Origin of the sequence: Clostridium lapidicellarium, assembly GCF_041224415.1 — a bacterium.
GTDB classification, from domain to species: Bacteria; Bacillota; Clostridia; order Clostridiales; family Clostridiaceae; genus Clostridium_B; species Clostridium_B lapidicellarium.
This window is the reverse complement of the sequence record NZ_JBGFFE010000041.1, coordinates 1-10,524: the sequence shown is the minus strand read 5'-3', so window position 1 is coordinate 10,524 and position 10,524 is coordinate 1. Positions and strand designations below refer to the sequence as shown.

General features: G+C 35.7%; 11 protein-coding genes and 1 pseudogene. 4 read left to right on the top strand and 8 right to left on the bottom strand.

The annotated features are described in order from the left end of the window. Both AB8S09_RS15430 and AB8S09_RS15425 read right to left on the bottom strand, forming a co-directional pair. A pseudogene (locus AB8S09_RS15430) lies at window positions 1-243 on the bottom strand (PLL family lectin); the annotation flags it as partial. A gap of 119 nt (window positions 244-362) precedes the next feature. After that, window positions 363-1,457, bottom strand: coding sequence for a glycerol dehydrogenase (locus AB8S09_RS15425; protein WP_369869502.1), 1,095 nt, complete (start codon window positions 1,455-1,457; stop codon window positions 363-365). Window positions 1,458-1,816: 359 nt separating this feature from the next. Between AB8S09_RS15425 and brnQ the strand changes: the two genes are divergently transcribed. Further along, complete coding sequence (brnQ, locus tag AB8S09_RS15420; RefSeq protein ID WP_369869501.1) at window positions 1,817-3,175, top strand: branched-chain amino acid transport system II carrier protein; 1,359 nt, start codon at window positions 1,817-1,819, stop codon at window positions 3,173-3,175. Window positions 3,176-3,240: 65 nt separating this feature from the next. On the opposite strand, the gene AB8S09_RS15415 is transcribed toward brnQ, so the two are convergent. Together AB8S09_RS15415 and AB8S09_RS15410 are read right to left on the bottom strand one after the other, a co-directional pair. Beyond that, window positions 3,241-4,638, bottom strand: a complete 1,398-nt coding sequence (locus AB8S09_RS15415) for a PH domain-containing protein (RefSeq protein ID WP_369869500.1) — start codon at window positions 4,636-4,638, stop codon at window positions 3,241-3,243. Continuing rightward, window positions 4,631-5,116, bottom strand: a complete 486-nt coding sequence (locus tag AB8S09_RS15410) for a PH domain-containing protein (protein WP_369869499.1) — start codon at window positions 5,114-5,116, stop codon at window positions 4,631-4,633. Before AB8S09_RS15410 ends, AB8S09_RS15415 begins: the two co-directional genes overlap by 8 nt. A 239-nt stretch (window positions 5,117-5,355) precedes the next feature. Here AB8S09_RS15410 and AB8S09_RS15405 point away from each other — a divergent pair, with 239 nt between their 5' ends. From AB8S09_RS15405 to AB8S09_RS15395, 3 genes are read left to right on the top strand one after another with little or no spacing between them, the layout of a single operon-like run. Further along, the gene (locus AB8S09_RS15405; RefSeq protein ID WP_369869498.1) at window positions 5,356-5,502 is read left to right on the top strand and encodes a hypothetical protein; all 147 of its coding nucleotides are present in this window, start codon (window positions 5,356-5,358) and stop codon (window positions 5,500-5,502) included. Then, complete coding sequence (locus AB8S09_RS15400; protein ID WP_369869497.1) at window positions 5,496-6,524, top strand: MFS transporter; 1,029 nt, start codon at window positions 5,496-5,498, stop codon at window positions 6,522-6,524. Before AB8S09_RS15405 ends, AB8S09_RS15400 begins: the two co-directional genes overlap by 7 nt. Beyond that, window positions 6,521-7,090, top strand: a complete 570-nt coding sequence (locus AB8S09_RS15395) for a TetR/AcrR family transcriptional regulator (protein WP_369869496.1) — start codon at window positions 6,521-6,523, stop codon at window positions 7,088-7,090. The genes AB8S09_RS15400 and AB8S09_RS15395 overlap by 4 nt, the downstream gene beginning before the upstream one ends. Before the next feature lie 43 nt (window positions 7,091-7,133). Here AB8S09_RS15395 and AB8S09_RS15390 read toward each other — a convergent pair whose 3' ends face one another. From AB8S09_RS15390 to AB8S09_RS15375, 4 genes are all read right to left on the bottom strand, one after another. After that, window positions 7,134-7,841 carry an ABC transporter permease gene (locus AB8S09_RS15390; RefSeq protein ID WP_369869495.1) on the bottom strand — a complete coding sequence of 236 codons (708 nt, stop codon included), beginning with the start codon at window positions 7,839-7,841 and terminating at the stop codon, window positions 7,134-7,136. After that, window positions 7,825-8,754: an ABC transporter ATP-binding protein gene (locus AB8S09_RS15385; RefSeq protein ID WP_369869494.1), complete on the bottom strand. Its 930-nt coding sequence runs from the start codon at window positions 8,752-8,754 to the stop codon at window positions 7,825-7,827. Before AB8S09_RS15385 ends, AB8S09_RS15390 begins: the two co-directional genes overlap by 17 nt. 82 nt (window positions 8,755-8,836) lie before the next feature. Continuing rightward, a complete protein-coding gene (locus AB8S09_RS15380) occupies window positions 8,837-9,751 on the bottom strand; it encodes a sensor histidine kinase (protein ID WP_369869493.1) in 915 nt (304 codons plus the stop codon). Window position 9,752: 1 nt separating this feature from the next. Next, a complete protein-coding gene (locus tag AB8S09_RS15375) occupies window positions 9,753-10,457 on the bottom strand; it encodes a response regulator transcription factor (protein ID WP_369869492.1) in 705 nt (234 codons plus the stop codon). Between the last annotated feature and the right edge of the window lie 67 nt (window positions 10,458-10,524).

Sequence of the window (10,524 nt, the reverse complement as noted above, 5' to 3'; positions counted from 1 at the left end):
CCCTCTCACAAAGGTGTCAAGTCTGTTGGGAGCCCAGGATGAAACGGCAGGTGCCGAAGTAAGTGTGCCCCCCAGATCTTCCCATCTGCTCCATCTGACACCGGGCATCTGGGGCATAACCATGTTTCTATAAGCATCATCGTAAGCATTATAGTATCCCATCTGCCTATTCAAAAACGGACACATGGATTCATCATCAATAGGGTATAAATATGGACAGCGTAAAAATTCATTGCTATACATTAGGAACCTCCTTATATTTATTGTTCCTGACTAAATAATTTACCAATTATATTGTATGGAAGGTACCCATAAAATGTTACAATAAAACCTGCCGCCCTTTACATCCCTATTGTAACTTTCTATTTAAAATATTTCTGTCCCAGTAAATCTGCTGTAAGTATGGCATCATAAAGCTGACCTGGAGTTACATCCCCTACCAGGTTATGGACTGTTTCTCCCTGCGCACAGGCTTTTTCTGCTGCTATATTCACTCTTTTCTCATCTGTAACACCTATTTGTTTCAACGTCATGGGCAGCCCAATTTTATAACAAAAATCCATAACTTTTTTCAATTCCTCTCTGGGTGCCTTTTCCAAAATAAGCTGTGCTATAGTGCCAAATGCAACTAGAGGCCCGTGCATAGTATTCTTGCACTCTTCCAAAACTGTAAATCCATTGTACACAGAATGTGAAACTGCAAGTCCTCCATTGTCGGCTCCAACTCCGCTTAAATATACGTTTGCCTCTATGACGGCTTCAAGAGCCGGTGTAATTAAATGTTTCTCACAGGACAATTTAGCTTGATAACCATACTCCATCAATGTCTCATAACATAATTTGCAAAGTGCCATAGCAGACAAAGTTACTCCTCCATTTTCCAGGCTTGGGGAATCAGTTCTACTGCAGGCTCTGGCTTCAAAATAAGTTCCAAGTGCATCTCCCATACCCGCCACCAAAAATTTCACGGGTGCATTTGCTATGACTTTGCTGTCAACTATAACTGCTTCCGGGTTTTTGGGATAAAATAAATACTTGTCAAAAGTACCATCATCCTTGTAGATAACAGAAAGCCCCGTACAAGGTGCATCTGTAGCCGTTACTGTGGGCACGACCGTTACAGGACATTTTTCATAATAAGCTGTAGCTTTAGCAGTATCAATAGCTGATCCTCCACCAACTCCTACAACTACCTCCACATGTTCATCCCTTACGATTTTTCTCATCTTTTCAATTTCACTATTGGAACTAATACCGCCAAAAATTTCAAAATGCAGCTTGCTGCCTGTATTCTCAAAACTTTTCTCAATTTTAGCATGACAGTTTTTATATCCGCTGTTACTGCAGATAAAAAGAAAAGAAGAACCTAAATTCTTGGTTTCCTCATAAAAATTGAGCAGTGAATCCTTCCCTTGTATATATTTTAATGGAGCTCTTAATAATTTTAACATTGCCATAATGAAAACACCCTTTCTTGAATAAATATTATCGTGATCACTATAAAAACATTTGTTATTTTATTATCAATTAGATACTAACACTTTCTGATTGCAGTGGCAACACTATAGAAATACTTTAAAAATATGCCAAAATATAGTGAATATTAAATTTTTATTATCTTAATTTACTACAATTAAACTTATTATATTCAATTTTTATTATTTAATTATTAAAATAATTTTTTTGAAAATAAAAAATTGCGTGCAGTAAGAAGAATTCCAAAATAAATATGATATTATTAATGATGTACATTCTTTTAATTAAATAAAAAAAGAATGCAAAAATTTATTAACTTTACAAAAGGGGGCTGATTTATTTGGATAAAAAATTATCCTTATCATCCTACATCATAGTTGGATCTATGTTGTTCGGATTGTTTTTTGGGGCAGGAAATTTAATATTTCCAGTACATATGGGACAGGAAGCTGGTGCCCATGTACCAGCAGCAACTATCGGATTTCTTATAACTGCAATTGGACTTCCTTTCCTAGGTGTTGTCGCCATAGGTGTTTCTAAAAGCGAGGGCTTATTTGATCTTGCAAGCAGAGTTCATCCCTTATACGGCTATATAATGACAATATTGCTTTATCTTACAATTGGACCATTTTTTGCACTACCTAGAACGGGAACGGTTTCTTATGAAATAGGACTTGCTCCTTTTATCCCAGGTCAATATGCCAAATTAGGACTTGCCATATTTACTATTATTTTTTTTCTAATAGCATTATTTTTTTCTCTAAGACCAAATGAAATTCTCACCTGGGTTGGGAAAGTTCTAAATCCTATTTTCCTGGTTTTTCTTGCTATTTTGATAATTACAAGTATTATCCATCCTATGGGTGCCGCATCCAATACAAAAGTTATGAATGACTACGTAAATGCTCCTTTCTTCAAGGGATTTCTGGAAGGTTACAACACCATGGACGCACTGGCTTCCCTGGCTTTCGGCATTATAGTCGTAAAAACCTTAAAAGACCTCGGAGTTAAAAGTGCCAGGGGAATTGCATTTGGTACCATCAAGGCAGGAATAGTAACTATTGTTTTAATGGGTGTAATCTATGGATTTCTAGCCTACATAGGTGCCACAAGCGTCGGGAAGTTCCATGTTTCAGAAAACGGAGGAATTGCATTGGCCCAGGTAGCAGGCTATTATTTTAATTCCTGGGGAAATATTTTACTTGCAATAATTGTAACGGTAGCTTGTTTAAAAACTGCAATAGGACTTATAACAGCTTGCTCCGAAACATTTTATAAATTATTTCCAAAAAGTCTCAGCTACAGAAATTATGTAATTCTATTCACAATCATAGCTTGTCTTGTGGCTAACGTCGGGTTGACACAGATAATTCTACTTTCAATTCCCGTTTTAATGTTCCTTTACCCACTGGCAATTGCCTTAATTATACTCGGCCTATTATCACAATTTTTCAGAAATCGCCAGTGCGTTTATGTACCAACCATACTGTTCACTCTCTTTGTAAGTGTAGCAGACTGCATGAACGCCCTGCCGTCTGCAGTTAAATCAACACCTGCAATACAGCATATCTTGAAATTTTATGGAAATTACATTCCATTTTTCAATCTCGGTATGGGATGGGTTGCACCAATGCTTATAGGGTTTATTCTGGGACTCATTATTTTCTTTTTTACAAGAAAAAAACCAGAATTTGCCTGAAATAAAACCGTAATAAAAATGTACAAATTTTATAAAACTTGTACATTTTTATTATATATTCAGGTTTATTTAAAAGCTTCTCCTATAATATCGTCCTTTAAATTTTTTACTTTTAAGACCTTACCTGCATTTGAGCTATACAAAATAATGCTGTAATCACAAAACCCCTTTTTATGCTGGAAATAGCTATATGACAAGGTAAGCGATTGAACTGCCGTCATTTTCAATATGGATTGGGTTTTATTGAATCCATGATAACTCATATAAATCAAATTCCTATCAATTCCAAAAGCGGTATTCCTAAATTCAAAATATCCCATAATCAGCAAAAACAATAATAATACCAAAGTAAATATGACAAATCGAGGTTTTATAAAAAAACATACAAGAGCTACGGCCGCCCAAAAAATAACTTTCTTGTAAAAAAATCTAAAATCTGCACTATTATATGGTTTTACAGTATTTCCGCTATATTTGAACTCACACAGCATACCTTCAATAATTTGATCTTTCAAAGAATGAGTACACATTGGATACAATATAGCTTTTTCCTCCTTTTCATCTCCATACCCTATGCTTTCAATTTCCATTGTAAAAAAGCCGAAAAGCTGCATTAAAATTGACTGTTTCACATGAATTCCCTTTATTTTCTCCCTGTCAAAGCTATAATTTTTTTTGTTTACAGCTCCGTATTTAATATATATTTTATCTCCGTCTGACCATACCTTAAAATCATAGTATTTAAGAAGGACATATATTATTGATAAAAATACACTGATGAATAAAAGTGCCAATACTAAAAGTGATACGGTGTATATGGCATGGTAAATGTCCTCTTTCCTAAGTTCGTCCACATATAGGGAAGTATCTACAGGAATGAAATTTTTCAGATATTGATCAAAAAACTGCTGGGCCACAAGCAGCATCCCAAGCCCCTTTAGCACTGAATTTGATACAAGGGAATATATAATCAGTTCTCTGGGTTTTACAGTATAGGACCTTTCCTCCTGGACCTTGCTGTCAACAGCTGACCTTTTTAATAGAATATCTCTCAACTGTTCAGCCCTAGTTTTCTTTAAGGTGAATTTCAATTCGCTGCCTCTATTTGAAGTATCCCCCGTATCGATTTTAATGGTGGCCACCTTAAAAATCCTTTCTGCAAGTCTCTGTGAAATATCTATGGTATCAATTCTCTCAAAGGGAATTTCCACTTTTTTTACATTGAAAACCCCTTCCTGATGATATATGAAGTTTTCTCCCACTGCGAAGAAGTTTTTTCTCCACAGCAAAAACTCATACAAGATGACCGCAGCAGCCAGGACAACCCCTATAAGTACGGATCTCACAATACCTATTTTATTGACCAATACTCCCACTGCAACTATGATTCCTATAAATTCTTTAATCAGCTTTGCCATATCATAAAATATTTTCAAAATATGGTTTCTCTCTTTTTTATACATTTCTCTCTCCCAATTCTACAACCCTTTTAAGCCTTTCAGAAATTATTTCCGCCTCCTCAACAGGTACAGCGGGTATTACATGACAGCCGCCTGCAGTTATTATATTTATGGAGGCTATTTTATAAATTCTCTGGATAGGCCCCTGTTCTATCTTTAAATTCTGAATCCTAGAAATGGGAATGATCATCTTTTTCTTGACTATAATTCCCTTTATCAGTTCAATCTTATCTTCAAATATACCATATTTCCACTGCTGGTATTCTAAAAAGGGCAGGACAAAGCTATCCAAAACAGAAATTAAAGCTATAACAAATCCCAGTATATTCATCAAATACCTGACCATGAATATATGATAAAATTTTGGAACAATGAGCAGATGGTTTATTAAAATATATATTGCAAAAATTATGATACTTGTTATAGTTCTCCCAATCATCCAGGTTTTTACAGCATTTATATCAATATTTCTATAGTCCATATCAGGCCTCCTATTCAAATCTACAGATTATTTTGTCCAACAAAATATGCTTTTCCTGCTTCTGTTAAACAGACCTTACTTTCACACAATTATTATATCAGATTTGTGAACAAACTCCTATGTCTTTAGATATACATTGACTGTTATATTCAATGCTGATATAATAAATTGCAGGAAACTAATTAAGCTTTTTAAGTTTCCTGAGTTTTATAAAATCCGAGGTAAATGTGGTGGATGTTTTGAAAAGTAATAAATTAATTGACAACACACGGATTGCTGTCGTTATGCTGTGTCTGGCACTTGCCCTAAGGCAGATGTCAATGACTATTGTAATGCCATTTATTTCTACTTACTGTAAATCATTAAAGGGTATACTCCAGTGCTAGCAGGACTTGCCGTAGGTATATTTGGACTTACACAAGCTATTTTCCAAATTCCCTTTGGTGTGTTAAGTGATGAATATGGAAACAAAAAAATGATGCTGGTAGGACTCACTCAAGTTGCTGCCGGACTTTTTATCGCGTATATTTCCAAAAATATCAATCTTTTAATTTTCGCACGGGCACTGCAGGGAAGCGGTGCAGTAATCGGCGTGGGCTATTCATGGACTGTAAGTATGGTTGATGAAAAAGAACACATTAGTGCCATGGGTCTGCTTGGTGCTTTTATTTCGGCTGGTGCAGCACTGGCTTTTGCCATTGGTCCGCTGCTGCGTGAAATCATATCCGTCAATCTGATGTTCTTATTCTGTGCAATTTTGCTTTCTTTAAATGAATTATATATCTTATTTTTTCTAAAAGACAATAAAAGCAAAAACAAAAACAGATCCATTCAAAATAATCAAGTTTATACTTTACTTATAGATAAGAATTTTATAATAATGAATATAGCAGCATTTTTAAATAATTTCATTATGGTATCCGTTTTCTATGCTCTACCGATCTATCTCAATAAAGTAACAGGAGAAACTGGAATGTGGAAAGTATTTGTACCTGCAATCGTAATTGCCATTTTAGCTATGAAAAGTACTGTCAAGTACACCAGGAAGGGATTCAACAACCAAGTACTTATGTGTTCTTTTTTAATTTTGTCTCTCGGACTGATTTTCTATTTCAGAAAATCGTCATACATTTTTCTTTTAATAGGAACAACTATTTTCATGTGCGGCTATATTACCCTTGCCACCGTTGCAGCTTCAGATGTAAATGATCTAGTTGTAGATAAATATCGCGGCACGGCAAATGGTATCTTCAACTCATTTCAATATATAGGTAATTTTGTAGGAGCTGTTGTAACAGGATGGTTTTGGGGAATATCAGAAACATTGACCTGGTTAATTTTAATAGCTGTTGGAATTGTAGGATTTTTAATAATTTGCCTAGGCAAACCATTGGAGGAATCAATATGAAAGAAAAAATACTGGATGCTGCTGCCCAGCTTATTGCCAGATATGGCTTAAAAAAATTCACTTTGGATGAAGTTGCAGCTCAATTGAAAATAAGTAAAAAAACAATTTACAAAAATTTTAAAAGCAAGAACGAAATTATTCATACTTACTTTACATCATATATTGAAAGCGATAAAAACAGCGTAATGGAAGCACTTGCTGGAAATCAAACAATACCGGAAAAAATACACTCCATTGTCTATTCCAGTCATTGCTACAAATTGCCAATTCCCTTGTTAAAAGAAACAAGACAATTCTATTCCGACGAGTGGGAAAATATACAAGAGCTTCGCAAATTCAAGGTGAAAGCCCTGCAAAAACTTCTAAAAGACGGAGTGCAGGATGGTATTTTCAAATCTGACATTCACTTCGGTGTGTTGTCAAAAATGCTTGAAAAAATAAGCGGCATGTTTACAGATTACAATTTTCTATTGGAAAATCGATTGAAATCCCATGAGGCAATAGACGAGGCACTGAAAATTATTTTTAAAGGAATAGTGAAAAATGACAGTTTTACCAAAAAATAAAGCTGTCATTCCCATTTTCACTACTTCTATAAAACTTTATATATTATACATTGATGCTGTCTATACTGTTTATCTTCTTCATTACGGTATAAGCGGCCGCCCCAAAAGAAACCAGAGCAACAACAATAAATTTAACAACCGTACCCCGCAGTGTTGCATATTTACCTCCCAGTACAGGCTGCATCAAGGCACTCACCACAACTGCCGTCAAGACTGTTGAAGGAACTGATTTTTTCCTCATCCCAACAGCAAAAGGCAAAAGCGCCAGGACTCCTCCTGCAGAAATAAACCCCAAAAATATGAGATATGCATCTGAAATATAACTGAAACTAAAATTCCCTGCAACAACATCTATAATAGAATCCAAAATCACTGCATAGGATATACACAGCATATCACTTATTAATATACACACTACGGCAAACACAACAACTATAATCAATTTTGCAATAATAAGTTTTTTTCTGTCTACAGGATAGGAAAACATCACCAGAATTGTCCTGTCTTTATACTCTCCTATAATAATCTTTGCCGTCAGTGCAGAAGAAAATATCAAAAATACATAGGTGGATAAAATGTTTGCCATAAGTACCACACTTTGCCAGGTATCCAGGTCATTAGGTGTTCTTGTCTTGTTATCAACAAATGACATGGTCAAGAAGGCCATTATACAGAAAATAGCTGCAAATACTCCCTTGATATACTTTTTTAACTTATATTTTTTTATTTCCAATTTAATTATCTGCAGCATAACTGTCCTCCTCCATCAGTTTTAAAAAATACTCCTCCAGGGTACCTTCTTTTCTATAAATGCTCTCCAATTCCACACCATTTTCCACAAGTATTTTTGAAATTGTACTCTGCCTTTTACTCAAATCATATACACGCATTTTATTTTCAGACACTATTTTATAGTTTTTAATTCCAAGTCTTTCTTCAATCAGGTATCCTGTCCTGCTCAGATTGTCTACTTCCAATTCTATATATTCCTTATTGTATTCGTGAATTACTTCAAGAGGCACTTCCTTTAAAATCCTTCCTTTTCTTATAATTCCCACTGTATCTGCAATCAGTTCCATTTCAGCAAGAATGTGCCCTGAAACAAGAACTGTCATTCCATATTCTCTGTTCAAATCCTTTATAAGCGAACGAATCTCCTTGATTCCTTCTGGATCCAGGCCATTGATTGGTTCATCCAGTATGAGGAATTCGGGTTTTGTAAGTATGGCCCTTGCAACGGCCAGTCTCTGCTTCATTCCCAGAGAATAATTGCAAACCGCCCTGCCATCAGCATCATACAGGTCAACTAAATTCAAAACTTCATCTATTCTCTCCCCATTGTGATATCCCATGTATTCACAGTGAAGTTCAAGATTTTCCCTTCCTGTCAATTTGTCATAAAAATAGGGATTTTCTATAATGGAACCTATTCTTTTTAAAATTTCAAAATTATCCTCCTTCACTTCTTCCCCAAAAATGATTATATTACCCTTATCCGGCTTTACCAGGTTGAGAATCATTTTGAGCACAGTGCTCTTACCTGCACCATTGGGACCCAGAAATCCATAGATCTCACCCTTTCTTACATTCATATTGGCGCCGTTCACCACCGTCCTGCCCCCATATGTCTTGGTGAGTCCACCTATTTTTAGTGTATAATCCAAGTAAACTCCTCCTTTCTGCATACTACTATACCAAATTGAGCTGTCTTTTTTCTGTCATAAACCTTACTTTTTTCTTAAGCCGTCATTTCTTTGGCAGTATTATGTCAAACAACGTCCTTTTATTTGGAATACTGTCCAGTTCGATTCTTCCATTCATATGTTCAACAAGCTCCCTGGATATGGCAAGGCCCAATCCGCTTCCCTGATAATCCCTGCTCCTTGAATCTTCCAGCGTATACATCCTCTCAAAAACATTTCCCCTGTCACTTTTGGGAATTCCCCTGCCGTGATCCTCAATTTCAATACAAACTGTATCTTCACAGCTGCCTACTTTTATACCTATGTACTTGCCGGCACTTCCATATCTTACGGCATTGTCAATTATATTTTTCAAGACACGATTCAGTGCTTCCCCATCAGCCCTTGCATAAACAGGCTTTTCTGGTATATCTATGTTCACCTGAAATTTTCTTTCAGAAAGTATGTCATAGAATTCAAACATATTCTCTCTGCATATTTCACATACATTTACATTTGCAATATTGAGTGCCTTGTCTCCGGATTCCAGTTTGGCAAGATCAAAAAATTTATTTATCAGCTGCAGAATTTCGTCAATTCGTGAATCAACTTTTATAACCATCCTGTCATCCTTCAGTCTGAGCCTGAGCATCTCGGCATACCCTTTCAAAGTAGTCAGGGGAGTCTTTAAATCGTGGGAAATATTGGACATCATTCTCATCATGGAAATTCTGGAGTTTACATATGCTCTTTTACTGTGATTGCTGTAGTCCAGCAGCCCATTGATACTGGAGGCAATGGACCTTATAGCTTTATCTTCTGTAGAAATCAAAATGGATTCACCTGTTTCGTCTTTGACAATAGAATCTATTTTATGGGATATATACTCAATTTGTCTTGACTGAAGCCTGTATTTCCTGTGTTCCAATATATAAGCTGCTGCAAAAACGAAAATCAAAGAACCTAAAAATATGGTCATTTTAATATTCCTCCATTTTATATCCAATTCCCCACAGGGTCTTGATATATTGGAAATCACTCTTACTCTGGGATAATTTACTGCGCAGCCTCCGCATATGTACATTTATGACATTTTCGTCTCCATAATAAGGCTCTTTCCAAACCTGATTATAAATCTGTTCCTTGGAAAAAACTCTCCCCAAATTGGAAGCAAGGAGTTTTAAAATTTCAAATTCCTTATTGGTTAAATCCAGCTGCTTTCCCTTTTTAATAACAGAATGTTTATCTATATTTATCTCCAGATCCTTCACATAGATAACCTCATTCTTGTCCTCCTGCTGTTTTTTTACATATTTTGTGGCACGCCTTATATTTGCCTTGATTCTCGCTGAAAGCTCGACCAGGGAAAATGGTTTTGTCAAATAATCGTCTGCTCCAAGACCCAGACCAACTGCTTTATCCATATCACTGTCCCTGGCTGTTATTATAATAATAGGGGTCACATCTTTTTCTCTTATTTTTTTCATAACTCTCATACCGCTGATTTTTGGAATCATCAAATCCAGAAGAACCAGGTCATAAGGATGTTTTCTAAATTCACCAACTGCCGATTCTCCATCATAGACCTGTGTAACCTCATACAGAGCACCGGTTAAATATTCAGTAACCATTTCACTTATATCCTTATCATCTTCTATCAGTAATATCCTAGACAATGTTTTCATTCCTTTCATCTTTAATATTTAATAGGCGTTTGCGAAACGCTGTAATCCGCATAAATGCGGTATATTT

Coding starts and splice junctions, on each gene's coding strand:
- AB8S09_RS15395 (WP_369869496.1), top strand. CDS start 6,521: ATGAAAGAAAAAATACTGGATGCTGCTGCCCAGCTTATTGCCAGATAT.
- AB8S09_RS15375 (WP_369869492.1), bottom strand. CDS start 10,457: ATGAAAACATTGTCTAGGATATTACTGATAGAAGATGATAAGGATATA.
- AB8S09_RS15380 (WP_369869493.1), bottom strand. CDS start 9,751: ATGACCATATTTTTAGGTTCTTTGATTTTCGTTTTTGCAGCAGCTTAT.
- AB8S09_RS15415 (WP_369869500.1), bottom strand. CDS start 4,638: ATGTATAAAAAAGAGAGAAACCATATTTTGAAAATATTTTATGATATG.
- AB8S09_RS15390 (WP_369869495.1), bottom strand. CDS start 7,841: ATGCTGCAGATAATTAAATTGGAAATAAAAAAATATAAGTTAAAAAAG.
- AB8S09_RS15410 (WP_369869499.1), bottom strand. CDS start 5,116: ATGGACTATAGAAATATTGATATAAATGCTGTAAAAACCTGGATGATT.
- AB8S09_RS15425 (WP_369869502.1), bottom strand. CDS start 1,457: ATGGCAATGTTAAAATTATTAAGAGCTCCATTAAAATATATACAAGGG.